Source organism: Pseudomonas arsenicoxydans (assembly GCF_900103875.1).
Lineage (GTDB): Bacteria > Pseudomonadota > Gammaproteobacteria > Pseudomonadales > Pseudomonadaceae > Aquipseudomonas > Aquipseudomonas arsenicoxydans.
This window is the reverse complement of sequence record NZ_LT629705.1, coordinates 5,632,360-5,658,478: the sequence shown is the minus strand read 5'-3', so window position 1 is coordinate 5,658,478 and position 26,119 is coordinate 5,632,360. Positions and strand designations below refer to the sequence as shown.

General features: G+C 59.4%; 29 protein-coding genes. 16 read left to right on the top strand and 13 right to left on the bottom strand.

Annotated elements, in window-relative coordinates; all coding sequences use genetic code 11:
* Positions 1-16: 16 nt before the first annotated feature.
* Complete coding sequence (locus BLQ41_RS26440; RefSeq protein ID WP_090186460.1) at positions 17-2,521, bottom strand: ABC transporter permease; 2,505 nt, start codon at positions 2,519-2,521, stop codon at positions 17-19.
* A complete protein-coding gene (locus BLQ41_RS26435) occupies positions 2,521-3,204 on the bottom strand; it encodes an ABC transporter ATP-binding protein (protein ID WP_007943616.1) in 684 nt (227 codons plus the stop codon). The genes BLQ41_RS26440 and BLQ41_RS26435 overlap by 1 nt, the downstream gene beginning before the upstream one ends.
* Before the next feature lie 10 nt (positions 3,205-3,214).
* Between BLQ41_RS26435 and BLQ41_RS26430 the strand changes: the two genes are divergently transcribed.
* The 3 genes from BLQ41_RS26430 (at position 3,215) to BLQ41_RS26420 (ending at position 5,244) form a co-directional block, all read left to right on the top strand.
* Positions 3,215-3,820, top strand: coding sequence for an arylesterase (locus BLQ41_RS26430; protein WP_167360508.1), 606 nt, complete (start codon positions 3,215-3,217; stop codon positions 3,818-3,820).
* A gap of 56 nt (positions 3,821-3,876) precedes the next feature.
* Complete coding sequence (locus tag BLQ41_RS26425; protein ID WP_003226812.1) at positions 3,877-4,170, top strand: hypothetical protein; 294 nt, start codon at positions 3,877-3,879, stop codon at positions 4,168-4,170.
* A 102-nt stretch (positions 4,171-4,272) separates the two neighbouring features.
* Positions 4,273-5,244, top strand: a complete 972-nt coding sequence (locus tag BLQ41_RS26420) for a L,D-transpeptidase family protein (protein WP_090186455.1) — start codon at positions 4,273-4,275, stop codon at positions 5,242-5,244.
* Between the two features lie 123 nt (positions 5,245-5,367).
* On the opposite strand, the gene oprI is transcribed toward BLQ41_RS26420, so the two are convergent.
* Positions 5,368-5,619 (bottom strand): outer membrane lipoprotei OprI, encoded by a 252-nt coding sequence (gene oprI / locus BLQ41_RS26415; protein WP_002553018.1) that lies wholly within the window; start codon positions 5,617-5,619, stop codon positions 5,368-5,370.
* Between the two features lie 644 nt (positions 5,620-6,263).
* Between oprI and BLQ41_RS26410 the strand changes: the two genes are divergently transcribed.
* Positions 6,264-6,551 (top strand): GNAT family N-acetyltransferase, encoded by a 288-nt coding sequence (locus BLQ41_RS26410; protein ID WP_020800382.1) that lies wholly within the window; start codon positions 6,264-6,266, stop codon positions 6,549-6,551.
* Positions 6,552-6,621: 70 nt separating this feature from the next.
* On the opposite strand, the gene BLQ41_RS26405 is transcribed toward BLQ41_RS26410, so the two are convergent.
* A complete protein-coding gene (locus BLQ41_RS26405; RefSeq protein ID WP_090186452.1) occupies positions 6,622-7,698 on the bottom strand; it encodes a 3-deoxy-7-phosphoheptulonate synthase in 1,077 nt (358 codons plus the stop codon).
* 161 nt (positions 7,699-7,859) lie between these two features.
* Positions 7,860-8,303: a PilZ domain-containing protein gene (locus BLQ41_RS26400; protein WP_090186450.1), complete on the bottom strand. Its 444-nt coding sequence runs from the start codon at positions 8,301-8,303 to the stop codon at positions 7,860-7,862.
* On the opposite strand from BLQ41_RS26400, the gene BLQ41_RS26395 reads away from it, so the two are divergent.
* The 5 genes from BLQ41_RS26395 (at position 8,302) to cysB (ending at position 12,259) form a co-directional block, all read left to right on the top strand.
* Positions 8,302-8,688: a thioredoxin family protein gene (locus tag BLQ41_RS26395; protein ID WP_090186449.1), complete on the top strand. Its 387-nt coding sequence runs from the start codon at positions 8,302-8,304 to the stop codon at positions 8,686-8,688. The two genes, BLQ41_RS26400 and BLQ41_RS26395, sit on opposite strands and share 2 nt — an antisense overlap.
* A complete protein-coding gene (locus BLQ41_RS26390; protein ID WP_090186448.1) occupies positions 8,685-9,641 on the top strand; it encodes a putative 2-dehydropantoate 2-reductase in 957 nt (318 codons plus the stop codon). Before BLQ41_RS26395 ends, BLQ41_RS26390 begins: the two co-directional genes overlap by 4 nt.
* 25 nt (positions 9,642-9,666) lie before the next feature.
* The gene (locus BLQ41_RS26385; protein ID WP_090186446.1) at positions 9,667-10,572 is read left to right on the top strand and encodes a 5'-nucleotidase; all 906 of its coding nucleotides are present in this window, start codon (positions 9,667-9,669) and stop codon (positions 10,570-10,572) included.
* A gap of 95 nt (positions 10,573-10,667) precedes the next feature.
* Positions 10,668-11,171 (top strand): universal stress protein, encoded by a 504-nt coding sequence (locus BLQ41_RS26380; protein WP_090186442.1) that lies wholly within the window; start codon positions 10,668-10,670, stop codon positions 11,169-11,171.
* Between the two features lie 113 nt (positions 11,172-11,284).
* Complete coding sequence (gene cysB / locus BLQ41_RS26375) at positions 11,285-12,259, top strand: HTH-type transcriptional regulator CysB (protein ID WP_008148549.1); 975 nt, start codon at positions 11,285-11,287, stop codon at positions 12,257-12,259.
* 6 nt (positions 12,260-12,265) lie between these two features.
* Here the strand turns inward: cysB and BLQ41_RS26370 are convergent, their stop codons facing one another.
* Together BLQ41_RS26370 and BLQ41_RS26365 are read right to left on the bottom strand one after the other, a co-directional pair.
* Positions 12,266-12,748, bottom strand: a complete 483-nt coding sequence (locus BLQ41_RS26370; protein WP_090186440.1) for a GreA/GreB family elongation factor — start codon at positions 12,746-12,748, stop codon at positions 12,266-12,268.
* 2 nt (positions 12,749-12,750) lie between these two features.
* Positions 12,751-13,161 carry a hypothetical protein gene (locus BLQ41_RS26365; protein WP_090186437.1) on the bottom strand — a complete coding sequence of 137 codons (411 nt, stop codon included), beginning with the start codon at positions 13,159-13,161 and terminating at the stop codon, positions 12,751-12,753.
* A 123-nt stretch (positions 13,162-13,284) separates the two neighbouring features.
* Here BLQ41_RS26365 and earP point away from each other — a divergent pair, with 123 nt between their 5' ends.
* On the top strand, positions 13,285-14,442 hold the full coding sequence (gene earP / locus BLQ41_RS26360; RefSeq protein WP_090186435.1) for an elongation factor P maturation arginine rhamnosyltransferase EarP: 1,158 nt from the start codon (positions 13,285-13,287) through the stop codon (positions 14,440-14,442).
* A gap of 48 nt (positions 14,443-14,490) precedes the next feature.
* The gene (locus BLQ41_RS26355) at positions 14,491-15,060 is read left to right on the top strand and encodes an elongation factor P (RefSeq protein ID WP_007943632.1); all 570 of its coding nucleotides are present in this window, start codon (positions 14,491-14,493) and stop codon (positions 15,058-15,060) included.
* A 245-nt stretch (positions 15,061-15,305) separates the two neighbouring features.
* On the opposite strand, the gene BLQ41_RS26350 is transcribed toward BLQ41_RS26355, so the two are convergent.
* Positions 15,306-15,725, bottom strand: coding sequence for an organic hydroperoxide resistance protein (locus tag BLQ41_RS26350; protein WP_047527178.1), 420 nt, complete (start codon positions 15,723-15,725; stop codon positions 15,306-15,308).
* Between the two features lie 273 nt (positions 15,726-15,998).
* On the bottom strand, positions 15,999-16,460 hold the full coding sequence (locus tag BLQ41_RS26345) for a MarR family winged helix-turn-helix transcriptional regulator (RefSeq protein WP_090188847.1): 462 nt from the start codon (positions 16,458-16,460) through the stop codon (positions 15,999-16,001).
* 248 nt (positions 16,461-16,708) lie between these two features.
* Here BLQ41_RS26345 and BLQ41_RS26340 point away from each other — a divergent pair, with 248 nt between their 5' ends.
* Positions 16,709-17,443, top strand: a complete 735-nt coding sequence (locus BLQ41_RS26340) for a sulfite exporter TauE/SafE family protein (protein WP_408003523.1) — start codon at positions 16,709-16,711, stop codon at positions 17,441-17,443.
* Here BLQ41_RS26340 and BLQ41_RS26335 read toward each other — a convergent pair.
* On the bottom strand, positions 17,433-18,287 hold the full coding sequence (locus BLQ41_RS26335) for a LysR family transcriptional regulator (RefSeq protein ID WP_090186430.1): 855 nt from the start codon (positions 18,285-18,287) through the stop codon (positions 17,433-17,435). The two genes, BLQ41_RS26340 and BLQ41_RS26335, sit on opposite strands and share 11 nt — an antisense overlap.
* 96 nt (positions 18,288-18,383) lie before the next feature.
* On the opposite strand from BLQ41_RS26335, the gene BLQ41_RS26330 reads away from it, so the two are divergent.
* Both BLQ41_RS26330 and BLQ41_RS26325 read left to right on the top strand, forming a co-directional pair.
* Positions 18,384-18,599 (top strand): DUF1127 domain-containing protein, encoded by a 216-nt coding sequence (locus tag BLQ41_RS26330; RefSeq protein WP_090186426.1) that lies wholly within the window; start codon positions 18,384-18,386, stop codon positions 18,597-18,599.
* 64 nt (positions 18,600-18,663) lie between these two features.
* Complete coding sequence (locus BLQ41_RS26325) at positions 18,664-19,893, top strand: winged helix-turn-helix domain-containing protein (RefSeq protein WP_090186423.1); 1,230 nt, start codon at positions 18,664-18,666, stop codon at positions 19,891-19,893.
* 42 nt (positions 19,894-19,935) lie between these two features.
* Here the strand turns inward: BLQ41_RS26325 and BLQ41_RS26320 are convergent, their stop codons facing one another.
* Positions 19,936-21,282 carry a class II 3-deoxy-7-phosphoheptulonate synthase gene (locus tag BLQ41_RS26320; RefSeq protein WP_008017196.1) on the bottom strand — a complete coding sequence of 449 codons (1,347 nt, stop codon included), beginning with the start codon at positions 21,280-21,282 and terminating at the stop codon, positions 19,936-19,938.
* Positions 21,283-21,430: 148 nt separating this feature from the next.
* On the opposite strand from BLQ41_RS26320, the gene BLQ41_RS26315 reads away from it, so the two are divergent.
* A complete protein-coding gene (locus BLQ41_RS26315; protein ID WP_090186421.1) occupies positions 21,431-22,186 on the top strand; it encodes a spermidine synthase in 756 nt (251 codons plus the stop codon).
* A 131-nt stretch (positions 22,187-22,317) separates the two neighbouring features.
* On the opposite strand, the gene BLQ41_RS26310 is transcribed toward BLQ41_RS26315, so the two are convergent.
* Positions 22,318-23,109, bottom strand: a complete 792-nt coding sequence (locus BLQ41_RS26310; RefSeq protein WP_090186418.1) for a crotonase/enoyl-CoA hydratase family protein — start codon at positions 23,107-23,109, stop codon at positions 22,318-22,320.
* Positions 23,110-23,532: 423 nt separating this feature from the next.
* On the opposite strand from BLQ41_RS26310, the gene BLQ41_RS26300 reads away from it, so the two are divergent.
* The gene (locus tag BLQ41_RS26300; RefSeq protein WP_059403638.1) at positions 23,533-25,206 is read left to right on the top strand and encodes a DEAD/DEAH box helicase; all 1,674 of its coding nucleotides are present in this window, start codon (positions 23,533-23,535) and stop codon (positions 25,204-25,206) included.
* 108 nt (positions 25,207-25,314) lie between these two features.
* Here the strand turns inward: BLQ41_RS26300 and BLQ41_RS26295 are convergent, their stop codons facing one another.
* A complete protein-coding gene (locus BLQ41_RS26295) occupies positions 25,315-26,082 on the bottom strand; it encodes a DODA-type extradiol aromatic ring-opening family dioxygenase (protein ID WP_090186415.1) in 768 nt (255 codons plus the stop codon).
* Between the last annotated feature and the right edge of the window lie 37 nt (positions 26,083-26,119).

Here is a 26,119-nt window from a genome sequence, read left to right as displayed (position 1 = left end):
AGAGTGTTTGAGTCTATCAACCCTCGCGCAAGACTGTCAGGGGGCTGGCGTTCAGTGCGCGTCGAGTGCCGAATACGCCGGCACCGCCGATCAGCAAGGCGCCGATCAGCGGCAGCACCAATAACCACGGATGAGGGTGCCACGGCAGGTCGAAGGCGTAACGGTAAAGCACCAGGCTCACCAGTTCCGATCCCAGGGCCGCCAGCAAACCGCTGACTGCACCCAACAGGCCGAATTCGATTCGCCGCGCCTTGACCAGTAATTGTCGTTCGGCCCCCAGCGCTCTGAGCAGTGCGCCTTGGCGAATGCGCTCATCGAGCGTCGCCTGCAAGCCGGAGAACAGCACCGCCATCCCCGCCGCCAATACAAACAACAGCACATACTCCACCGCCAGGGTGACCTGGGCGAGGATGCTGCGCAGTTGCTCCAGCAGGGCCTCGACCTGCAGGATGGTCACCGCCGGGAAGCTGCGCGACAGGTCGACAATCTGCTGATCGTGATCCGCCGCCAGATAGAAACTGGTCAGGTAAGTCGCAGGCAAGTCCTTCAGCGTGCCGGGCTGGAAGATCATGAAGAAGTTGGGCTGGAAGTTGTCCCAGTTGATGTCACGCAGACTGGTGACCTTCGCTTCACGATTGACCCCGCCGACACTGAACACCAGGTGATCGCCGAGCTTGAGTTTCAGGCTTTCGGCGACTTTGCCTTCCACCGACACACCGGGAATCTCATCGGCAGGCTGTTCGCTCCACCAGTTGCCTGCGGTCAGTTTGTTGCCGGCCGGCAGGTCTGCCGCCCAGGTCAGGCTCAGGTCGCGCTGGATCGCCCGGTCACCGGCCGAATCCTTGCTGACGATTTGCTGCACCGGTTCGCCATTGATGCTGATCAGGCGTCCAGGCACCACCGGGTACATTGGCGCTGATTGCGCTGAGAGTTCGATCAGACGATCGGTGAAAGCTTGTTTGTCGGCAGGCAGAATATTCAGCGCGAAATAATTCGGCGCGTTTTTCGGCAGTTGATTCTGCCAGGTGTCCAGCAGTTCACCGCGCAACAATGCAATCAACGTCATCGACAACAGGATCAAGCCGAAGGCCAGGGCTTGTCCGGCGGCCGCCAGCGGATGACGCAGCAGCTGGCCCAACCCCAGGCGCCAAGGCAATGAAGCGCGCGCCAGCATCCGGCGCAGGCTTTCGAGCACAAGCAACAACAGACCACCGAGCAGCAGCGCCGCAATCACGCCACCTCCGAGCAGGGCGAAGGTCAGCAGCAGATCAAGGCTCAGGCGCCACATGATCAGGCCGAGGGCACCCAGCGCTGCGCCATAGACCATCCAGGTGCTTGAAGGAATCGGCAGCATGTCTCGACGCAACACGCGCAATGGTGGTACCCGGCCAAGTGCCGCCAGTGGTGGCAGGGCAAAACCGGCTAACGCGACCAGCCCGGTGCCAATCCCGGCAATGGCCGGAAACAGCCCGCCCGGCGGTACATCGGTCGGCAACAGGTCATGCAGCAACGCAAACAATCCGAGCTGAGCCAACCAGCCGAGGAGGGCGCCGCTCGCGCTGGCGAGCAGGCCAAGTACCGTCAGCTGCAAACTGAACAGCACCATGGTGTCCCGACGCGACAAACCCAGGCAACGCAGCAACGCGCTGGCATCGAATCGGCGTGTGGCAAAGCGCGTCGCCGACAGCGCCACGGCCACACCGGACAGCAGCACCGCGACCAGGCTGGCCATGTTCAAATAACGCTCGGCCTTGCCCAAGGCGCCGCCGATCTGCCGGTTGCCATCGCGGGCGTCCTGAATGCGCTGGTTGGCGGCCAGTCCGGGTTTGATCAGTTGACGATAAGTTTCCAGCGCCTCGGGTGTGCCGCGCCAGAGTTCGCGGTAACTGACCCGGCTTCCGGGTTGCACCACGCCGGTGGCGGCGAGGTCGCTGAGGTTGATCAGCACCCGAGGCGTCAGGCTGTAGAAATTGCCGGCGCGGTCGGGCTCGTAAGTGAGGACGCGCGTCAGTTTCAGGGTCCGCATGCCGACATCGATGCTGTCACCGATCTTCAGATTCAGCGCCGTCAGCAGACGCCCTTCGACCCAGGCTTCACCGGGTTTTGGTCCGCCGCCGGGTTGTTCCGGGGCAAAGGGGGCCGGGGCACTTTTCAGTTCGCCGCGCAGCGGATAAACGTCGTCGGCCGCTTTGATGCTGGACAGCTGAATGCCGTTGTCAGTGGCGATGACGCTGGAGAACTCCACCACTTGAGCGTGCTCAAGCCCCAGTTCCGTGCCACTTTTGATCTGTTCGGGGCGAGCAGGAGAACTGCCCTCAAGCAGCAAGTCCGCGCCCAGGAATTCGGTGGCGCGCAACATCATGGCGCCATTCAGGCGGGCGCCAAAGTAACCGATGGCGGTGCTCGCCGCCACGGCGACCACCAAGGCGAAGAACAATACGCGCAACTCTCCGGCACGGGTGTCGCGCAGGAGTTGGCGGATGGCAAGGCTGAACAGGCGCAGTAGCGGCAGGCGTGCCATCAAGGCTCCAGAGGGGCGACCAGCAGGCCGGCTTCAAGGCGAATCAGACGCCGGCAGCGATGTGCCAGGCGTTCGTCGTGGGTCACCAGCACCAGGGTCGTGCCGCGCTCTTGGTTGAGTTCGAATAACAAATCGCTGATGCGCTCGCCGGTGTGGCTGTCGAGGTTGCCGGTGGGCTCATCGGCGAACAGCACATCGGGTTCGGCGGCAAATGCACGGGCAATCGCCACACGTTGCTGTTCGCCCCCTGAGAGCTGGCGCGGTGAATGGGTCAGGCGCTGCCCCAGGCCGACTCGCTGCAACAGTTCGGTGGCGCGTTCACGGGCATCTTTGCGGCCGTCGAGTTCGAGCGGCAGCATGACGTTTTCCAAAGCGTTGAGGCTGTCCAGCAGCTGAAACGACTGGAACACAAAACCAACGTGCTCGGCGCGGATGCGCGCGCGCTGGTCCTCATCGAGTGTGCTCAGGCCTTGCCCGGCGAGGGTGACTTCGCCACTGCTCGGCAGGTCGAGGCCGGCGAGCAGGCCGAGCAGGGTAGATTTGCCGGAACCGGAGGCGCCAACGATGGCCAGGCTGTCGCCCTTGTTCAGTTCCAGACTGAGTTCGTGCAGGATAGTCAGTTCACCTTCCGCGCTAGGAACCACTTTGCTGAGGTTCTTCGCGGTGAGAATGCTTGCGCCCATGGAGAATCCGATGCGTGTGTGGTTTTTGAGTGCTGGCCTGGCCTTGATGTGCATGGCCCAGAACGCAGCGGCGGGTACTGTCCTGATCGTTGGCGATAGTATCAGCGCCGGTTTCGGACTGGATACCCGCTTGGGGTGGGTCTCGTTGCTCGAGCAACGGCTCAAGCGCGAAGGTTTCGACGATAAGGTAGTCAATGCCTCCATCAGCGGCGACACCAGTGCTGGAGGCCAGGCGCGCCTGCCTGCGCTGCTTGCAGAGCATAAACCGGCGTTGGTAATCCTTGAGTTGGGCGGCAACGACGGGCTGCGTGGGATGCCCCCGGCTAATTTGCAACAAAACCTTGCATCGATGATCGACAGCTCCAGGGCGAGCGGTGCGAAGGTGTTGCTGCTGGGCATGCAGTTGCCTCCCAACTATGGCAAGCGTTATACCGACGCGTTTGCCGAGGTCTACGGCAAACTGGCCGAGGAAAAAAAGATCCCGCTGGTGCCCTTTTTCCTCGACGGTGTGGGCGGCCATCCAGACCTGATGCAGGCCGACGGATTGCACCCGGCTGCCGGGGCTCAGGACAAGTTGCTGGAAAATGTCTGGCCGACACTGAAACCGCTGCTTTGACGCTTTTCTAGCGGCGGTGTTTCGGCTAAGGTGGCGCCCCCGATTTGGAGCCCCCGATGCCGCGTCCCGCCTGGTCCCTTTTTGCCTACCAACTGATCGAGCCTGACGAACAGCTGGATCTGTTCGCCTGCCAGGAAGTGCGGGTACATCTGGTGACCCGTCAGCTGGAGCTGGGCGGCTCGGCTGATCGAACCTTGTGCGGCAGCCTGCTGCCTGCGCAACCGCGTTGGTCGAGTGTCGACCGCCGCGTGTTTCAGGACCAGCGCCTGTGCTCGCTGTGCCGGGCGATCCTGGAATCGCAAAAACGCGGCACCTCGCCGATCTGGCCAGAGCTGCGGTTCGAGCTGTAAAGCATTAAAGATAGCGTGCTATCGGCCAACTCCCCGAAGTTCCAGATGCCAGTGTACAATCCCGTTTTTATACCCTTGTCGATCATGCGAAGGACTTTCCGGATGTTGCCGCGTTTTCCTGCCGTCACCCGCTGCCTGTCTCTTGCCGCCCTTTGTGTGGCGGGTCCCGTAGCCGCATTGGAGCTGCCCCTGCCACCACCTGGTGAAGACATCATCGGTCAGGTGCAGGTCATCAAGGCCAAGTACGAAGATACCTTCGCCGACCTTGGCACAACCTACGATCTGGGCTATCTGGAAATGGTCGCGGCCAACCCGGGCGTCGATCCGTGGTTGCCGGGCGCCGGCACTGAAGTCATCCTGCCAACGCGCTTCATCCTGCCGCCGGGCCCGCGTGAAGGCATCGTGATCAACCTGGCTGAATACCGCCTCTACTACTACCCGAAAGGCCGGAACGTGGTGTACACCTTCCCGCTGGGTATCGGTCGTGAAGGCTGGGGCTCGCCGATCGCCCACACCACCATCACCGCGAAAACGCCGAACCCGACCTGGACCCCTCCAGCGTCGATCAAGGCCGAGCACGCCGCCGACGGTGACCCATTGCCGAATGTGGTGCCGGCCGGCCCGGACAACCCGCTGGGGCCGTTCAAGTTCAGCCTGGGCACTCCGGGCTACCTGATCCACGGCTCGAACAAAAAGTTCGGCATCGGCATGCGTACCAGCCATGGCTGCTTCCGTATGTTCAACAACAACGTGCTTGAGATGGCGAGCATGGTGCCGGTCGGCACGTCGGTGCGGATCATCAATGACCCGTACAAGTTCGGCGTCAGCGGTGGGAAGGTTTACCTGGAAGCACACACGCCGCTGGACGACTCGGGCAACCCGTCGGTGGTCGACAAGCACACCGCCGTGATCAACGCGATGCTCAAGCGCGAAGACATCACCAACAACTTGCGCATGAACTGGGATGTGGTGCGTGATGTGGTGGCCGCTGAAGATGGCCTGCCGGTGGAAATCGCCGTGCCGAACACTTCCGCGCCACTGGTGACGAGCGCGCCGCTCGACCCGCTGCAGTAAGGCTTGCACAGAACCCGCCGATGCAGGCTGCGTCGGCGGGTTTTTTATGGCCGGTGCAAAACGACAGGCAATAAAAAAGCCGACCCAAAAATGGGTCGGCTTGATAACAATCCCGAAGGACTATTACTTGCGGCTAGCTTTGTCCAGCATGCGCAGAGCACGCTCGTTAGCTTCGTCAGCAGTCTGTTGTGCTTTTTGAGCAGCAGCCAGAGCTTCATCAGCTTTACGGTAGGCTTCGTCTGCACGAGCCTGGGAGCGAGCTGCTGCGTCTTCAGTAGCGGTCAGACGTGCTTCGGTTTCTTTCGATACGCTGCTGCAACCGGTAGCCAGAACTGCGGCCAGAGCCAGAGCAGAGAATTTCAGAACGTTGTTCATCGTGTTCCCCTTCAAGGACTTTCAATTAAGTAGCTGTCTCCTCAGAGTGAGGAAATGGCCGGCGTACATACTACCCATTACTTCTAGTAAGTAAACTGACGTGTAGCAAGAAGCAAAAAAAATTGTAGGCGTTGATTCTTTTTCGAGCAACTTTTAACTGCATTGTTTAAAAAATATCCAGCTAGGAAGCCCGAGCCTGAGCGAGCCGCCGAGAAAAAGTTTCCGGCACTCGTCGCTGTTTTTCTCAATCTTGGCTAAAGTCTGTCTACATGGATTCGTCCATACTTCTGCTCGGATTTTGCGCAGCGGCTCTCATAATCTTTATCCATCTTGGTGGTGACTTTAAGAGGGCTGCTTCGTCTTAAGTCTCAACATCCGGCAATGTTCAGGCTATCGATCCGGGGGATACCTTCGGTCGAGCCGTCTCTGCGTAACCTGGAGCAGCACCCGTTACCTGTGCGCGATGACGAGCGTACCTTGAGCATTTCTGCCAATGGTGCCTACTATTTGATACGTGCTCGGTTGCGCGAGATTGGTGCAGCTCTTCTCGGTGTCCATTCAGGCACGAGGTGGCGTAGATGTTCCTTCGCCGGAAAAACATCGGTAAGGTAGGGGTCAGAATTCAAGACCCGCGAGGAGTAGTGATGAGCGAGGCGTTGTCCATCCACCATGACCAGGCTGGTCATCAGTTCGAGACCAATGTGGACGGTCATCGTGCCTACCTGACCTATATGGATCTGGGGAAACAGACCCTGGATATCTATCGTACCTTCGTGCCCAATGCACTGCGGGGCCGTGGCATTGCTGCGGCGTTGACCGAGCAGGCGCTGCAGTATGCTGAGGAAATGGGCTACACCGTCATTCCTTCGTGCTCTTACGTCGAGCGCTACATGGAACGTCACCAGCGCCATGCCGCCAAACTGAGTCAGTGATTTTCAGTAAAACGAACGCATAAAAAAACGCCGGGTAAAGCCCGGCGTTTTTGTGTGCGGCGAAAGGCGATCAGGTGCGATCGCGTTTGGGCAGCACATCCTTGAGCTTGGCGTGCATGCTGCGCAAGGTGGTTTCGGTGGCAGACCAGTCGATGCAGGCATCGGTGATCGACACGCCGTATTGCAAGTCGGCGAGGTCTTTGGGAATGGCCTGGCAGCCCCAGTTCAGATGACTTTCGACCATCAGGCCGATAATCGACTTGTTGCCTTCGAGGATCTGATTGGCAACGTTTTCCATCACCAGCGGTTGCAGGGCCGGGTCCTTGTTGGAGTTGGCGTGGCTGCAATCGACCATGATGTTCGGCTTTATCTTCGCCTTGTTCAGCGCTTGCTCGCAGAGCGCGACGCTGACCGAATCGTAGTTCGGCTTGCCGTTGCCGCCGCGCAATACAACGTGACCGTAGGCATTGCCTTTGGTGGTGACGATCGACACGCCACCTTCCTGGTTGATGCCCAGGAAACGGTGCGGGCTCGACACTGACTGCAGGGCGTTGATCGCCACGGTCAGGCCGCCATCGGTGCCGTTCTTGAAGCCGACGGCCGAGGACAGGCCGGAAGCCATTTCACGGTGCGTCTGGGATTCGGTGGTGCGCGCGCCGATGGCCGACCAGCTGATCAGGTCCTGCAAGTATTGCGGGGAGATCGGGTCGAGGGCTTCGGTCGCGGTGGGCAGGCCCATTTCGGCCAGGTCCAGCAGCAGTTGGCGACCGATGTGCAGACCGTCCTGAATCTTGAACGAGTCGTCCAGGTACGGATCGTTGATCAAGCCTTTCCAGCCGACGGTGGTGCGTGGCTTCTCGAAATACACGCGCATGACCAGATACAACGTATCGGACACTTCGGCGGCAAGCGCCTTCAGGCGCTCGGCGTATTCGTGGGCTGCCTTGATGTCGTGGATCGAGCAAGGCCCGATGACGACGAACAGGCGGTGGTCGGTGCCATCAAGTATGTTGCGAATGACTTCGCGACCCTTGGTAACGGTGCGCAGGGCAGCGTCGCTCAAAGGAATATCACGCTTGAGCTGATCGGGAGTGATCAGGGTCTCGTTGGAGGCGACGTTTAGGTCGTTGATCGGTAAATCAGCCATCGTTTACTCGTCAGGTCACGGGTGCCGGCCGCCAGCGAACCCGCGCGGCGGAGCACAGCAAATTAAGCGCGTCGGGGAGCCGAACCTTAGCGCGTTAGGCGCCTGCTCGACAATGGGCAGACGCCGGTTTAGGGGGCATTCTCACGAATTGAGAACGCCACCTAATCCAGCACAGCCTGGGCAAAGGCCCTGCGAACCGTGTCGTGAGAGAACTCGTCGGCATGCTGCTGGACCCATTCGAGGGCCAGGGCCTGGGTTTCCTGCAGGTCGTTATGCGAGTCGTGCTGGCGACAATAACGTTCGATCTGGCACACCTGCTCGCCCATCCGGGCGCTGAACATCATCTGCTCGTCAACGAAGGCGATGCCCACCAGATAGCCGCGCTTTCGGCGCAAGCACCAGGCCACATAGCCCAGAAAACGCAAATCGGGATTAAGGGTCGGCATGCGAACTTCAAGCGCCGTACCGTGGCGCCACGCGCGGTGGTAATTGCAAGCCATGCCGCCCAGGCTGATAGTGTGCAGCTGTTGTCGTGAAATACACTCAGGTTTGAGTAACGTTAATTCAACAGGCACATCGTCAGGATGAGGAATAAAACGTCCCATGAGCACGGACTCCATGTGTCGGCCATCTGACATTGTTCACCCCAGTATAGTGGTCGAATGGGAACTGACTGATTTCGACGCCGACCAACGGCTGCTGGCCTCAAGCGGTGTTTCACTGGTGATTTTCACCAGTGTCGGCTGCGCCTCCTGCCGGTTTGCACGAGAGCAATTGCCAAGACTTGATCTGGCGATCGACCGGCTGTGCTGGATCGATGCGGGGGACAATGGCGGATTGGTCGAGCGTTATCAGGTTTTTCATTTGCCGGCGCTGTTTGTGGTGCGCGACGGCGAGTTCTTCGGGCCAGTACAGTCGCGCCTGACCGGCATCGGGCTCAATGAGGCCCTAGGGCAGGCGCTCAATCGAATTGCAGAGGAGTTGCCATGATGGGGGCAGTTGCCAGGCCGACAATCGGTATTATCGGAACCGGCGCGATCGGCGGGTTCTACGGGGTGATGCTGGCGCGTGCCGGTTTTGATGTGCACTTCTTGTTGCGCAGTGAATTCGCCGCGGTGGCCGAACGCGGTTTGCAACTCGACAGTGCCGTGCACGGCGCGCTGATGCTGAATCCGGTTCAGGCCTACTCGTCGGCTGAAGACATGCCCGCCTGCGACTGGTTGCTGGTCGGCGCAAAAACCACCAGCAACGCGGACCTGGCGCCCGCCATCATTCAGGCAGCGGCCCCGAATGCCAAGGTCCTGCTGCTGCAAAATGGCCTGGACGTCGAAGACAGCTTGCGCGAGTTGCTCCCCGATTCACTGCACTTGCTGGGCGGCCTGTGCCTGATCTGCGTCCATCGCGAAGGCCCGGGCGTGATCACCCATCAGGCGCTTGGCGCGGTCAACATCGGCTATCACAGTGGTCCGGCTATCGACGATCAGGCGCGCATGGCTATTGTCGAGGAAGGCGCCGGGTTGTTCCGCACAGCCGGCATCGACTCCCAGGCCATGCCGAACCTGCACCAGGCGCGCTGGCAGAAACTGGTCTGGAATATCCCCTACAACGGGTTGTCGGTATTGCTCGGGGCGAGTACTGCGCCGTTGATGGCCGACGTCGATAGCCGGGAACTGATCAAGGCACTGATGGCCGAAGTGGTGCAGGGCGCAAAGGCCTGCGGGCACGATATGCCGGCCGGTTATGCTGATTATCTGTTCATGATGACTGAAAAAATGCCCGACTATTGGCCGAGCATGCACCACGATTTTCTGCACAAGCGGCCACTGGAACTGCAAGCCATCTACGCGAGGCCACTGGCGGTCGCCCGGGCGGCGGGGTGTGAATTGCCACGAATCGAAGCCTTGTATCGCAGTTTGAGTTTTATCGATCGACGCAACAGGTGAGTCGATCAACCTGAGGGAGAAGGGCATGGCAAAGACTATCGACGACAAACTGGTGCTGGCGATTTCTTCACGGGCACTGTTCGACCTGAGTGAAAGCCACAAGGTCTATCTGTCGAGCGGCGTCGAGGCCTACCGGCAATATCAGATTGAACACGAAGACGAAATCCTCGAACCCGGGGATGCCTTCCCGCTGGTGGAAAAACTCCTGAACCTGAACACTCGCCTCGGTCGCGCACGGGTCGAGGTGATCCTGGTGTCGCGCAACAGCGCCGACACCGGCCTGCGGGTGTTCAACTCGATCCATCACTATGGCCTGGCGATTTCCCGCGCGGCGTTTGTCGGTGGACGCAGCCCTTATCCTTACCTCAAGGCCTTTGGCTGCGATCTCTTTTTGTCGACCCATGCTGAAGACGTGCGCAGTGCTTTGGACGCTGGATTCGCCGCGGCGACTATTTTGTCGGGCGGTGCCAGCCGCGCGGCCAGCGATGAACTGCGCATTGCCTTTGACGGTGACGCGGTGCTGTTTTCCGACGAGTCGGAACGGGTCTATCAGTCCGGTGGGCTGGAAGCGTTTCAGGCCAGCGAGCGCGAATCGGCTCGCGAGCCTCTGCGGGGAGGCCCGTTCAAAGGCTTCCTCGCCGCCCTCAATCTGTTGCAACGCGAGTTCCCCGATGACGCCTGTCCGATTCGCACCGCCCTGGTAACGGCGCGGTCGGCACCGGCCCACGAACGGGTGATCCGTACCTTGCGCGAGTGGGATATTCGTCTGGACGAGTCGTTGTTTCTTGGCGGCCTGACCAAGTCGGCGTTCCTCGAGGCCTTCGCCGCCGACGTGTTTTTCGACGATCAGGCAGGCCATTGCGAACTGGCCCGCGAAGTGGTTGCCACCGGTCACGTGCCCCATGGCATAAGCAATGAGCAAAAAGTTTAAGCCCACGGTTCAATGCGTTAGGTCAGACGTCGTACTCGCCACGGCACTGCTAAGCTGAATCAAATCTCCGCCATGTTGGCACGCGAGGAGGTCATATGATTCGTTCGATGCTGTATGCCACTGACCTCGGTCTGTACGCACCGTTGGTGATGCAGCATGCATTGGCACTGGCGCGAACCTTCAATGCCGACCTGTATGTGGTGCATGCGGTTGAGCCGATGGGGTTGTTTGCCGAATCAGTACTTCAGAGCTACCTCGATGAACAGGCCTTGAACGAGTTTCACAGTCAGGGCCTGAACACGGTGATTGCCAATATCGAGCAGCGGGTGCTCGACAGCTTTCGCGAAGAGTTGGGGGATGAAGGGGAGCAGGACCTGGAGCGGATTCAAGCGGTGCGGGTGCTGCAGGGCGATCCGTCGCAGGTGATTCTTGACCAGGCGCAGAAACTCTCCGTGGATTTGTTGATCGTAGGTAGTCATAGCCATGGTACTGGCGCGGAAACGCCTCTGGGCAGGACCGCTGCGCGAGTGTTGCAACTGTCTCGGGTGCCGGTGTATCTGGTGCCGCTGGTGGAGCGTCGCCGCAAAGGGGATCGATAGCGCGCGAATAGTGGCAGTTTGATGAAAAAGTTCTAGATTTATTCTTCAAACCATTAATATAGTTATATACCGTCGCTGATGCCCGTGGCGTCTACCTGCTTTGAGGGATTCATATGAAGCTTCAACAACTGCGCTACATCTGGGAAGTGGCGCACCACGACCTCAACGTTTCCGCTACCGCCCAAAGCCTATACACCTCGCAACCGGGCATCAGTAAACAGATCCGTCTGCTGGAAGACGAACTCGGCGTTGAAGTATTTGCCCGCAGCGGCAAGCACCTGACCCGCGTCACCCCGGCCGGCGAGCGCATCATCACCACCGCCGGCGAGATCTTGCGTAAGGTTGAAAGCATCAAGCAGATTGCCCAGGAATTCTCCAACGAGAAGAAAGGCACCCTGTCGATCGCCACCACGCATACCCAGGCGCGTTATGCGCTGCCGCCGGTGATCAGCAATTTCATCAAGCAATACCCGGACGTTGCCCTGCACATGCACCAGGGTTCGCCGATGCAGATCGCCGAGATGGCCGCTGACGGCACCGTCGATTTCGCCATCGCCACCGAAGCGCTGGAGTTGTTCGGTGACCTGGTGATGATGCCGTGCTATCGCTGGAACCGCTGCGTGGTCGTGCCTCAGGGCCACCCGCTGACCAAGCTGTCGAAGCTGACCCTCGAAGCCCTGGCCGAATACCCGATCGTGACCTACGTGTTCGGTTTCACCGGTCGTTCGAAACTCGACGAAGCGTTCAGCCATCGCGGCCTGACGCCGAAAGTGGTGTTCACCGCCGCCGACGCCGACGTCATCAAGACTTACGTGCGCCTGGGTCTGGGCGTGGGCATCGTGGCGAAAATGGCGGTCGATGCCAAACTCGACAGCGACCTGGTCATGCTCGATGCCAGCGATCTTTTCGAGTCCAGCATCACCAAAATCGGTTTCCGTCGCGGCACTTTCCTGCGTGGTTTCATGTGCGACTTCATCGAGAAGTTTGCGCCGCATCTGACCCGTGAAGTCATGGCTAAGGCCATCCAGTGCCACAACAAGCAGGAACTGGAAGAACTGTTCGACGGCGTCGAACTGCCGGTCCATTAATCCTGCTTAAATGACCTCGGTAACGGAAAACTGTTGCCGAGCGCCCGCCACCAGAATCTCCACCTCGTCCCCTTCGAACTTGCCCAGCAGGCTTTTGCCCAGTGGTGAGCGAGGGGTGATGACGGTAATCATCTGTCCCACCAGATCGACCTTCAAGCCCGCCGCATCGGGGGCCAGAAACAACCATTGCTCACGACCCTTTTCGTCTTCCAGACCCAACAGGGCGCCCACTTCGATCCCGCGTTGTTCGTCATACGACCGTAAGGTAAGGTTTTGGCAAAGCGCAAGTGACTGCCTGATTTCTTCCACCCTTTTAGCCTGTCCAGCCGCCAGATAAGAGGCTTCCAGGCCCAGGGTGTCATACTTGTTTTCGGCGATGTTTTCTTCGTGGGTCGCGGTTTCGTATGCGGTTTGCGCGGCACGCTCGGCGATGTCGAGATCGACGCGCAGCTTGGCGAGAATCAATTGGTGGACAGCTTGTTTATTCATGATCAGTCGCAGAATTGCAGGACGTTGGCGCGGCTTTTTTCGCTCGGCGCGGTCTGGTCCTGTTGCAGCCAGAACTGGCATTTCGGATTGGATAGATTGCGGCTGCTGCTGCGAGCCTGATCCATGCGTTGCTGCTGCTCGTTCTTGCGCAGGTTCTCTTCGTATTGTTGAAATATCGGGCTTTGCGGCGGGATGTCCGGTACCTGTCGCGTCACCTCCGGCGGTTTGGCCAATTGCTCCACCACGGCAGCCACCGGCGCGAGTTGCTCGCTGAACAGCAGGCGCGAGGCGAGCCAGCAGGTCAACGCGATGGCGATGAACCCCAGCCATACACCGAGGGCAATGCTGCCACTGAGTTGCAAGGCATTGAGCTGGCCCGGCAACGGGCGGCGCGGGTTGGGACGGTAGGGCATGGCTGCCTCCTGGCGGTGTTCGCGGGGGAGTGGCGATTGTCGCACGAAGATTAATCGCCGTCGGCTCTTCTGCACGAGGTAATTTATGCGGACAATCGGCGCCTTTGCCAACGGGAGCCTGGAATGCCTGAAATGCCTCAAGTGAAAAATCGCAGGCGCTGGGATATTTTTTGCACCGTGGTCGACAACTTTGGCGATATCGGTGTGACCTGGCGCCTGGCCCGACAACTCGTGGCCGAGCACTCGGTCGCGGTGCGTTTGTGGGTCGATGATTTGCGTGCCTTCGAACGGATCTGTCCAGAAATCGACAGGGAAGCTTCGCAGCAGTGGCAGCAGGGAGTGGAAGTGTGTCATTGGCCAACCGACTGGCTACCCACCGAAGCGGCGGATGTGGTGATTGCCGCGTTTGCCTGCCAATTGCCAAGTCCTTACATGGACGCGATGGCTGCGCGGGAAAAGCCGCCGCTGTGGATGAACCTCGATTATCTGAGCGCCGAAGACTGGGTGATTGGCTGCCATGGTCTGCCGTCGGTGAAGTACAAGAACGTGCAAAAGTACTTCTTCTTTCCGGGGTTTCAGAAAGGCACCGGAGGTTTGCTGCGTGAAAGCGGGTTGCTTGAGCGGCGCAGGCAATTTCAGCAAGACCCAGAAGCTCAGCGTGAGTTTCTGCAAGGCCTGGGGATTGATCGTGCGCCAAGCGCCCAACTGATCTCGCTGTTTGCCTACGAGAATGCCGGGCTGGCCAGCTGGCTCGATACGATGGCCGCTGATTCGACGCCCACCCATCTGCTGGTGCCTGAAGGCCGGATCCTGGGGGATGTCGAACGCTGGCTAGGCGTTGACGGGTTAGCGGCGGGCGCGGTGCATGTTCGCGAAGCCTTGACCGTCCAGGTGTTGCCGTTCGTCCGGCAGGATCAATACGATCACCTGCTGTGGTGCTGCGATTTCAACGCCGTGCGCGGCGAAGATTCCTTTGTCCGCGCCCAATGGGCCGGGCGGCCGCTGCTCTGGCACATCTATCGGCAGGACGAAGACATCCACCTTGATAAGCTCGATGCCTTCCTCGCGCTGTACGTCAAAGGCCTGTCCGAGCCTGCCCGCGAGGCGATCAGCGGTCTTTGGCGAACGTGGAATGCAGGTCATGATATGTCTGACCACTGGCTAGCAACCCGTAAACACTGGCCCGAACTGCAAAAACATGCCGAGGCGTGGTGTCTGGAACAGGCCTTGCAGGCCGATCTTGCCGCAGCGCTGGTACAGTTTTATGTAAATTGGATATGATACGCGGCCTAGATTTTTGTAAATCCCATCCAAATTCGGATATTCGCAATGAAAACTGGTAAAGAACTGAAACCCGGTACCGTGATCCGTCTCGAAAACGATCCTTGGCTGGTTCAGAAAGCTGAATTCACCAAATCCGGTCGTAACAGCGCGATCATGAAGACCAAGCTGAAAAACCTGCTGACCGGTTACAAGACCGAAATCGTTTACAGCGCTGACGACAAACTGGACGACGTAATCCTCGACCGCAAAGAAGCGACCCTGTCCTTCATCAGCGGCGACACCTACACGTTCATGGACACCACCGACTACACCATGTACGAGCTGAACGCTGAAGACATCGAAGCCGTTCTGCCTTTCGTTGAAGAAGGCATGACCGATGTTTGCGAAGCGATCTTCTTCGAAGAGCGTCTGGTTTCCGTAGAACTGCCGACCACCATCGTGCGTCAGGTTGACTACACCGAAGGTTCCGCTCGCGGTGACACTTCCGGCAAGGTAATGAAGCCTGCCAAACTGAAGAACGGTACCGAACTGTCGGTTGCTGACTTCATCGAAATCGGCGACATGATCGAAATCGATACCCGCGAAGGCGGTTCCTACAAAGGCCGTGCTAAATAAGCACCGCTTGAGGAATGAAAAAGCCCGACCATTGAGTCGGGCTTTTTTGTGGCCGAAGATCAAAGGATCGCAGCCTCGTTTCACTCGACAGCTCCTACGCGGGATTTCAAAACCCTTGTAGGAGCTGTCGAGTAAAACGAGGCTGCGATCTTTTTGCTTTTTCTATTTCAAATGTTGCTTGAGCTCTTCGCAGCCTTGCAACAACGCCGACCGCGCCGCGGGCTCCTTGCTTACCACTTCAATGCTTAGACGGTAACGTGCAGGCGCACATCAACGTTGCCACGGGTGGCGTTCGAGTACGGGCAGACTTGGTGGGCGGCGTCGACCAGGCTTTGCGCGTCGGCTTGTTCAAGACCCGGCAGGCTGATGTGCAAATCGATATCCAGACCGAAGCCGCCAGGGATCTGGCCGATGCCGACATGGGCGGTGATCGATGCGTCGTTGGGGATGCTGCGCTTGGTCTGGCTGGCGACGAATTTCAGTGCGCCGATGAAGCAGGCGGAGTAACCGGCTGCGAACAGTTGCTCAGGGTTGGTCGCTGCGCCGCCAGCACCGCCGAGTTCTTTCGGGGTGGCGAGTTTGACGTCGAGGATGTTGTCGCTGGAAACCGCACGACCGTCACGGCCGCCGGTGGAGGTTGCGATTGCGGTGTAAAGAGTTTGCATGGTGTGAGCCTCATTTGGGAGCGGATGGTTTGCGCTAAATGTTTGCGCGCTAAGTAAGTGCGAAGTGAATGTACTTCGCTAATATTTAGCGCGCAAGATAAATTTTGAAAAAACCTTTTGGCTTTAAGACGGGTGTCGGTCGGGAATGCTGAGGTAGAGCTGTCGCAGCCAGATTTTTGGCGAGAGTTTTTTTAAGTGGCGCGGGTCAGTGGGGGGCTTTGCAAGACAAATGTGGGGGGCGAGCCTGCTCGCTCCCACAGAGGATAGTGGTAATCAGAGACTGTCTTGCAGATGACTGCGCAGATCCTGAAGCTCAGCTTGAAGCTTCTGCAGATGCTCCAGTGTTTGTCCGCTGGCGGCGAGGATGCACTGGGGAATGCTGCGAGCCTTGTCGCGCAGCGCGCGTCCCTGTTCGGTGAGTTCGACAATCACCACCCGTTCGTCTTCACGGCTGCGGGTACGGGTCAGCAAGCCTTCGACTTCCAGGCGCTTGAGCAGAGGCGTCAGTGAGCCGGGATCGGTCAGCAGCTGCGAGCTGATTTCACCGACGGTCAATCCGTCCTTCTGCCACAACACCATCATCGCCAGGTATTGCGGATAAGTCAGGCCCAGCGCCTGCAATAGCGGCTTGTAGACCTTGGTCATCAGCAGCGAAGTGGAATGCAGGGCGAAGCAGATCTGGTTATCCAGCAGCAGCTGTTCGTAGGTGTCAGGGGTGTTGCTCTCGGTGTCCATTTCAAAACCTTGATCAGTGATCGTCATGAATCTAGCGGGCGAATCTTTAATGCGCCAGATAATTCTGGGCTAGCGACTATGCATATTGTTCTGCAACGGCAAATCCCTCGGCGGGATGGGGCTCAACCTCGTTTTCAGGTATTCGAGGTTGGCATAGTCGTTATGCGTTGCTTTGCGTTTCCCCGCCAGCGTCGACTGCGTAGGATGGGCGGCCTGACAAAAGGAAATCGCTCGTGATTGAAATCTTCATGTACCTGGCCTTCGGCGCAGCGTTGGGAACCCTGGGCGGCATATTCGGCATCGGCGGCGGTTTGATCGCAATACCGTTGCTGGGTGTGTTGTTCGGTCTGGATCAACAGATCGCCCAAGGCACGGCGCTGGTGATGGTAGTGCCTAATGTCATGCTGGCGCTGTGGCGTTATCACCAGCGCAATCGCATCGAAATGCGTCATGCGCTGCCGTTGGCCGCGATGGGTTTCTGCTTTGCCTGGCTTGGTTCGATCTGGGCCGTCGGCATCGACGCACAAACCATGCGAATCGGCTTTGTCGCGTTCCTGATTGTTCTATCGGCTTACAACCTTGTGCGCATGTTTACCGCCAACGCGCCGGCCTCTGCACAAATGCGCTACTCCTGGCCTTGGTTGGGGGTGTTGGGTGCGGCATCCGGCGCCATGGGCGGACTGTTCGGGGTTGGCGGTGCAGTGGTGGCAACGCCGGTGTTAACCAGCCTGTTCGGCACCACCCAAGTGGTGGCCCAAGGGTTATCGCTGGCGTTGGCGCTGCCCAGCACCGGCGTCACCCTGGTGACATACGCAGTACACCATCAAGTGGACTGGATGATCGGCCTGCCCTTGGCGGTCGGTGGCTTGATGAGCATCAGTTGGGGCGTGAGGATTGCCCACGCCATGCCGGAGCGACTGTTGCGCGGGTTGTTCTGCGGATTCCTGGTGCTGTGCGCGGTGATGCTCGCGTTTAAAGTTTGAAGCCTTCGACGATATGCTCGGCCAGGCACTCGGTGATCGGTGACGGGTTGTGCAGGTTGCGCACCAGCATGATGCAGGCTTCCGGCAACAGCGGCAGCTCTTCGGCGGCGCCGAGAATGCGCATGTCCGGTGTGATCAGGCTTTCCAGTTGCGCGGTGACGGCCAGCCCGGCGCTGACCACGGCCATCAGCGCCGACAGACTCGAACTGTTATAGGCGATGCGGTAATCGCGCCCCATCGCGTCCAGTGCATTACACGCCCACAGCCTGCAGAAACAATCACTGTTGAACATCGCCAGCGGCAACGGCGTCTGCTCATGGGCGCTGAAGCATTGTGCTTCGGCCCAGACAAAGCGCTCCTTGCGCAGCAACTGGCCAATTTCGGTGCCAGGCTCCCGGGTGATGATCGACAGATCGAGGTCCTGACGCTGGAGCAACTGCTTGGTTGATTCGCAGTGAACTTCGATCTGGATCAGCGGATAGATCTTGGCAAAGCGCGACAAAATCCCTGGCAGGAAGCGCATCACATAATCATCCGGCGTGCCGATGCGCACCGTGCCGACCATATGCGGCTCGCGCAGGGTATTGAAGACTTCGCTATGGAGTTTGAGGATGCGCCGCGCATAGCCCAGCAGCACTTGGCCTTCCGCCGTCAGCTTAACCTGACGCCCATCGCGCTCGAACAACTGGCGCTGCAATACGTCTTCTTCCAGGCGCTTCATCTGCATGCTGACTGCGGACTGCGTGCGGTTGACCAATTCACCGGCACGGGTAAAGCCGCCGTGGTCGGCGATGGCGACAAAGGTGCGCAGTACATCGGTATCGATACTGGGGTACGCCGACATCCATCAATCTCCGAGATGGTTACCATCAGAAACATTCGTTGGATTGATCTTAGCGCTGAGGCGAGACTTGAGCCATCCCCAACGGAGGACATCAAGATGAAAGGTCAAAACGAACATGTAACGGTAGATAAATTCTCAATCCACGCGGTTTCCGATCTGCTGCACAAGTTTGGTCGCTGGTACGAGCTTCATCGTGAACGTGAGCTCCTGGCGAGTTTGAGCGACGAAGCTCTGAAAGACATCGGCGTGAGTCGCGCGGATGTAGAGCACGAATCGGTCAGACCGTTCTGGGACGATCCGATGCATAAATGATGAGCCCATCGCTACACAAACCACTTCCCGGTGAGGTAGGTTGCGAGCAGACAAGGAGATGCTCATGCCCGCAACAGTGTCCTTTACCCTCAAACAGGCTCGACGTCTGGCGCTGGCCGCCCAAGGGTTCAACGGGCGGCAACCGCCAGCGGCGATCAAACCGGTCCAGCTCAACCGGCTGATCGAACGACTGGGCATCGTGCAGATCGATTCGGTCAATGCGTTGGTGCGCTCGCACTACCTTCCTCTGTTTTCCCGCCTTGGTAATTACTCCCCCGATTTGCTCGACCAGGCTGCCTGGAGTAAAGGCCGGCGACGCACGTTGTTCGAGTATTGGGGCCATGAAGCCTCATTGCTGCCCTTGTCGATGTATCCCTTGATGCGCTGGCGCATGCAGCGTGCAACCCGCGGCGAAGATATCTATCAGCAACTGGCGCGATTCGGGCGTGAGCAGCAAGAGACAATTCGTCGGGTGCTGGCTTCGGTCGAGGAGCTCGGTGCCTTGGGCGCAGGAAGCCTGTCGACCCGTCAAGAGCGGGCAGGGCCGTGGTGGGACTGGAGCGCTGAGAAGCATGCACTCGAATGGTTATTCGCCACCGGTGAAGTCACTGTCGCCGGCCGGCGGGGCTTTGAGCGCCTTTATGACCTGCCGGAGCGGGTGATTCCTTCGGCCATACTGCAACAGCCGCTGCTCAGTGAGGCTGAGGCCCAGCGTGGGCTGTTGTTGCACGCCGCGACCGCATTGGGTGTCGGTACGGAAAAGGACCTGCGCGATTATTTTCGCCTGAACCCGGCGGACAGTCGGCCGCGGCTGGCGGAACTGGTGGAAGCGGGTGAGTTGCAGACTTGTGAGGTTCAGGACTGGCGCCAACCGGCCTACTGCCTGCCCGAGCCGAAAGTGCCGCGCAAAGTCGAGGCCAGTGCATTGCTTTCACCCTTTGATTCGCTGATCTGGGAGCGTAGTCGAACCGAGCGCTTGTTCGATTTCCGTTACCGGCTGGAGATCTATACGCCGCAGGACAAGCGGGTCTATGGCTATTACGTGTTGCCGTTTTTGCACAATGAACGGATAGCCGCGCGGGTTGACCTGCGCGCCGAGCGGGCGTTGAGCCGCTTGGCAGTGCATGCCGTGCATGAGGAAGAGCCGGGGCTGGACGAGGCGGGGATGCTGGCGTTGGCGGCCAATCTGCAGCAAATGGCCGATTGGTTGGGGCTTGAGCGGATTCAGTTGAATTGTCAGCGGGAGAGTGCGGCGAAGTTGCGGGTGGCATTGGCTCGGCTTGGCGGTAACTGACCTTGCCCCATCGCGAGCAGGCTCGCGATGGGGCGGCGCGGTTTAGCGTCGAACCTGCTTCAAGGTCTCGGCAATCAGAAACGCCAGTTCCAGCGACTGATCGGCATTCATCCGCGGGTCGCAATGCGTGTGATACCGGTCCGACAACCCGTCTTCAGTAATCGGCCGCGCGCCACCAATGCATTCGGTCACGTTCTGCCCGGTCATCTCGATGTGGATACCGCCGGCGTAACTGCCTTCCGCTTCGTGAACCTGGAAGAACTGTTTCACCTCGCCGAGAATCTGCGCGAAGTCGCGGGTCTTGTAGCCGCTGCTGGCCTTGATGGTATTGCCGTGCATCGGGTCCGAACTCCAGAGCACCTGCTTGCCTTCACGCTGTACGGCGCGGATCAGTTGCGGCAAGTGATCGCCGACCTTGTTCGCACCCATGCGCGCGATCAGGTTCAAGCGACCTGGGTCGTTGTCCGGGTTGAGCACGTCGATCAGGCGAATCAGGTCATCAGGATTCATGCTCGGACCGACCTTGACCCCGATCGGGTTGTTCACCCCGCGCAGGAATTCGACGTGGGCGCCGTCGAGCTGACGAGTGCGGTCGCCGATCCACAACATGTGCGCCGAGCAATCGTAATAATCGTTGGTCAGGCTGTCGCGGCGCACGAAGGCTTCTTCGTAGTTCAGCAGCAAGGCTTCGTGGGCGGTGAAGAAACTGGTCTCGCGCAGTTGTGGCGAGCTGTCCATGCCACAGGCGCGCATGAAGGCGAGGGTTTCATCGATGCGATCGGCCAGGTGGCTGTATTTTTCAGCCAGCGCCGAGTTGGCTATGAAGTCCAGGTTCCACTTGTGTACCTGATGCAGATCGGCAAACCCGCCTTGGGCGAAGGCGCGCAGCAGGTTCAGGGTCGCGGTGGACTGGTGATAAGACTGCAATAGGCGTTCCGGGTCCGGCACGCGGCTCTTTTCGTCGAAGCCGATGCCGTTGACGATGTCGCCACGGTAGGCGGGCAGGGTCACGCCATCGATGGTTTCATCGTTGGCCGAACGCGGTTTGGCGAACTGACCGGCCATGCGCCCGACCTTGACCACCGGGCACCCGGCGGCGAAGGTCATGACGATCGCCATTTGCAACAGCACTTTGAAGGTGTCGCGAATTTTCGCGGCGGAAAACTCGGCGAAACTCTCGGCGCAGTCGCCACCTTGCAACAGAAACGCGCGGCCTTGGGTCACTTCGGCAAACTGACGGCGCAACTCCCGAGCCTCACCGGCAAACACCAGCGGCGGATAACTGGCCAGGGTTTGCTCGACCTGCTGCAAATGTGCGGCGTCAGGGTATTGGGGTTGTTGCTGGATCGGCAGGGCGCGCCAGCTGTCAGGACTCCAGGGTTGGCTCATCATGTTCTCTAGGTTTTTCCGCTCGGACGTCCATGTTATCAGCAAATTAGTGCGTGACCTGTTCCGGTCGCTTCGCGGACAATCGCGCCTTTGCCGCTTCATGTTGCGGTTTATCGCGTTGCCGGGCCGGTAACGATCAGGAGACGAAATGACTGAGGAGCGCGTCGAGCATCTGCTCGCCGAGGTACAGGATGAGTTCGGCGTGATTCGCGTGCTGGAAGTGGCCGATTACCGGTTTCTGGAGTTCGGTGATGCCATCGAGCAGAGCTGCGTATTCACCGCCGATCCAAGCTGGCTCGAGTACGACTACACGCGGGCCATGTTGATTGGCGCGCTGTGTCACGAACACCCGGAAAGTGCGCTGTTTCTGGGCCTTGGGGCCGGCACGCTGACTCAGGCGTGCCTCAAGTTTCTGCCGCTCGAAGACGTCGAAGCCATCGAGTTGCGCCCGGATGTGCCGCGCCTGGCGATCGAATACCTTGGGCTGGATGACGATCCACGTCTTTACATTCGCGTCGGCGATGCGCTGGACCTGCTGGAGACGGCAGAGCCGGCGGACCTGATTTTCGTCGACCTTTACACCGATGTCGGCCCGGGTGTCGGGCATCTGGCGTGGAGTTTTCTGGAAAACTGTCAGAAACGGCTGAATCCGGGTGGCTGGCTGGTGATCAATCAATGGGCCACGGATGACGGCAAGCCGTTAGGCGCGGCGCTGTTGCGCGGGCTCTATCACCGCCATTACTGGGAGCTGCCGGTGAAGGAGGGCAACGTGATCCTGCTGGTGCCTTCGGAGCTCGACCAGGATCTGGACATGGATGGGCTGATTGCCCGGGCTGAAGGGCTTGCGCCGCGGTTGGGCTATTCGTTGCAGTCGTTGATCAAGGCGATTCGCCCGGCGACTTGATTTGTTGCCTGGACTGGCCTCTTCGTCGGAGCGCCGCCCGGAGCAAGCCCGCTCCCACAGTTATTTGCATCGATCACAAAACCTGTGGGAGCGGGCTCACCCGCGAAGGGCCCTCATAGCCAACACATCCCTCAAAGCCCTTTAAAGACGCCCGGTCGCTTCTCAATCATCGACCGCACACCCTCCTTGGCATCCTCGCTCGCCAGCAGCTTCTTCACCAGCGGCGGTAACGCCTGTGCCGCCACGGTTTCTCCTTCATAACGAGCCTGGCGCGCAGACATCAACGTCGCCTGAACCCCCAGCGGCGCCTGCCGTGCAATGCGTTCAGCCAATTCGATCGCCCGTGGCAGCAGATCCTCGCTGGCCATGACTTCCTGCACCAACCCCAGGTGCAGCGCCTCGTGGGCATCGAACTCATCGCCGGTCAGCAGCCAGCGCATGGCATTGCCCCAGCCGGCGACCTGATGCAAGCGCAAGGTGGCACCGCCGAAGGGAAAGATCCCGCGCTGCACTTCTTTCTGGGCAAAACGGGTGTTGCTGGCGCAGAGATTGATATCTGCGGCCAGCATCAGCTCGATACCGATAGTCAGGCAGTAGCCTTGAGCGGCGACAATCACCGGTTTGCTGACCCTGGGCCCGGCAAACACGCCCCACGGATCGCAACCTCCGGGCGGCGCCTGCCAGCCTTCGGCCAGCGCCGCGCTGGCACTGACCAGGTCGAGCCCGGCGGTGAAATGCTCGCCATGACCGAACACCACTGCCACACGCGCTTCGCTGTCGGCCTCGAACTCGCCATAGGCCAGGCTCAGTTCATTGAGCAGGTCGAGGTCGAACGCATTGCGCTTGGCCACCCGATCCAGGCCGATCATCAGGACATGACCGTGTCGCTCGCGGGTTACACGACTGGAGCCGGACTGATTCATGAAGCTTTTCCTCGGGGGCGCAAAGGAGAGGTCAGACCGAAGGTCTGCATCGCTAGGGTGAACCGTTTTAGCGTCATCGTCAGCGGGGCCGGGCCTTTGAAAAATAGACCGTTGCACAAATATCCGCAAAGCCTGTGACACAACGGTGAATCCGTCAGTTTTCCGACAAATAATGCTCCCTTTTTGGGCGAATTCCGGTATAGTGCGCGCCGGCCTTTAACCGGGCCGCGTTTAGGTAGCGCAATTCCCCGAAGTCAGCTTCGGCTGCACGTCCGCACAGCGGACTCTCCCTTAACGAATCTTTTTCATTCATTCGTTTTCGCAAATCCCCGCCGACAAAGCAGCCAGGGCGACTCTTGAGTCTTACACGGCATGCGCAGCTTTGGAGCATGGGTCTTTGCGGATGCACTTAGAGGCAGACCCATGACCCAGGAAACCGGCGGCTTCGCCGCTTTTAATCTTAATCCGAATATTCTTGCAGCCGTCATCGCGACTGGCTACGAAGAGCCTTCGGCTATTCAGCAGCAATCGATCCCGATCATCATGGCCGGTCACGACATGATTGGTCAGGCGCAAACCGGTACGGGTAAAACCGCCGCGTTCGCCCTGCCGATCCTGCATCGCATCGATCCTGCAAAGCGCGAGCCGCAAGCCCTGATCCTGGCGCCAACCCGTGAGTTGGCGCTGCAAGTAGCAACCGCTTTCGAAACCTACGCCAAGCAAATGCCGGGCGTTACCGTTGTGGCCGTTTACGGCGGCGCCCCGATGGGCCCACAACTGAAAGCAATCCGTAATGGCGCACAGATCGTTGTCGCCACTCCGGGCCGTCTGTGCGACCACCTGCGTCGCGACGAAAAAGTCCTGTCGACCGTGAACCACCTGGTTCTGGACGAAGCGGACGAAATGCTCAAACTGGGTTTCATGGACGACCTCGAAGTCATCTTCAAGGCTCTGCCTCCAACCCGTCAGACCGTATTGTTCTCGGCCACCTTGCCGCAGTCGATCCGTGCCATTGCCGAACGCCATCTGCGCGATCCGCAACACGTGAAGATCCAGACCAAGACTCAGACCGTTACCGCGATCGAACAGGCTCACCTGTTGGTTCACGCTGACCAGAAGACCTCGGCTGTATTGAGCCTGCTGGAAGTGGAAGACTTCGACGCCCTGATCATGTTCGTGCGCACCAAGCAAGCGACCCTGGACCTGGCCAGTGCCCTGGAAGCCAAAGGCTACAAAGCCGCTGCGCTGAACGGTGACATTGCCCAGAACCAACGTGAGCGCGTAATCGAATCCCTCAAGGATGGCCGTCTGGACATCGTTGTGGCGACCGACGTTGCTGCTCGTGGCCTGGACGTTCCGCGTATCACTCACGTGTTCAACGTGGATATGCCTTACGACCCGGAATCCTACGTTCACCGTATCGGCCGTACTGGCCGCGCCGGTCGCGAAGGTCGTGCGCTGTTGCTGGTGACTCCACGTGAGCGCCGCATGCTGCAAGTGATCGAGCGTGTAACCGGTCAAAAGGTTGCCGAAGTTCGCCTGCCGGATGCTCAAGCTGTTCTCGATGCCCGCATCAAGAAGTTGACCAACAGCCTGTCGCCACTGGTCGCTGATGCCGAATCGACTCACGGTGAACTGCTGGATCGCCTGACTGCCGACATCGGTTGCACCCCGCGTGCACTGGCCGCTGCTCTGCTGCGCAAGGCAACCAACGCTCAGGCGTTGACCCTGGCTGCAATCGAGAAAGAACGTCCACTGGTGCCGAACAACGCACCGCGTGGCGATCGTCCAGAGCGTACCGGTGATCGTCCGGACCGTGGTGATCGTGAGCGTCGTGCTCCGGTTCCATTGGCCGAAGGTCGTGCTCGTTGCCGTACCGCGCTGGGTGCGCGTGACGGTATCGCCGCCAAGAACCTGCTGGGCGCTATCCTCAACGAGGGTGGCCTGGCGCGTGAAGCGATCGGTCGCATCCAGGTGCGTGACAGCTTCAGCCTCGTCGAGCTGCCGGAAGATGGTCTGGAGCGTCTGCTGACCAAGCTGAAGGACACTCGCGTTGCTGGTAAGCAGTTGAAGCTGCGTCGCTATCGCGAAGATTGATCCGCTCTCGGGCTGATTGATCGCACATAAAAAATCCCCGACTGGTTCGGGGATTTTTTTTGCCTGCGATTTGTGCCTGCTAGCGTAGGGCGTGAATCGGTTTACCGGTTAGCCAAACCGGTAAATGTCCATCCCCAGCGCTCCCATGGTGAATCCTTGATGGGCAATGCTGAACGCTCCTCCGGCACCCCGGGCAAAGTACAACGGCAGTAAATGCTCATCGCTGGGATGATTGCGCACCGCGTTCGGTGCCTGCTGACGATAATCGTGCAGCGCGGCTTCGTCGTTGGCCGCGAGTTTTTCAATCATCCAGTCACGAAAGGACTTGGCCCAAGGCTCCACGCTTTCCGGGCCGGCATGCCAGTCCAGTTCGCGCAGGTTGTGGGTAATGCTGCCGGAACCGATCAACAGCACGCCGTGTTCGCGCAGGCTGGCCAGCGCATGACCGACACGGGTTTGCAGGGCCGGGCCGCCACGGGTTGGCAGCGACACTTGCACCACCGGGATATCGGCTTGCGGGTACATCAATGACAGCGGCACCCAGACGCCGTGATCGAACGGGCGCTTGGCGTCGATGCGCGCCGGCAATTCAGCGGCTTTAAATAACTCGACAACCTCTGCCGCCAGTTGCGGATCACCGGGTGCGGGGTATTGCACCTCGAACAAGGCCTTTGGGAAGCCACCGAAGTCATGCCAAGTGTCGGGCTGCGGGTTGCCGCCGACCAGCAGCTCGTTGCTTTCCCAGTGCGCGGATACAATCACGATGGCCCTGGGCTTGGGCATTTGTGCAGCCAGGCGCGCAAGAGCCGGGCCGCTGGCACCCGGTTCCAGTGCCAACATCGGCGAGCCATGGGATATGTACAGGCTGGGGAACATGAATGAGCTCCTGAGGGGTAAGATGGCACCATCTTCA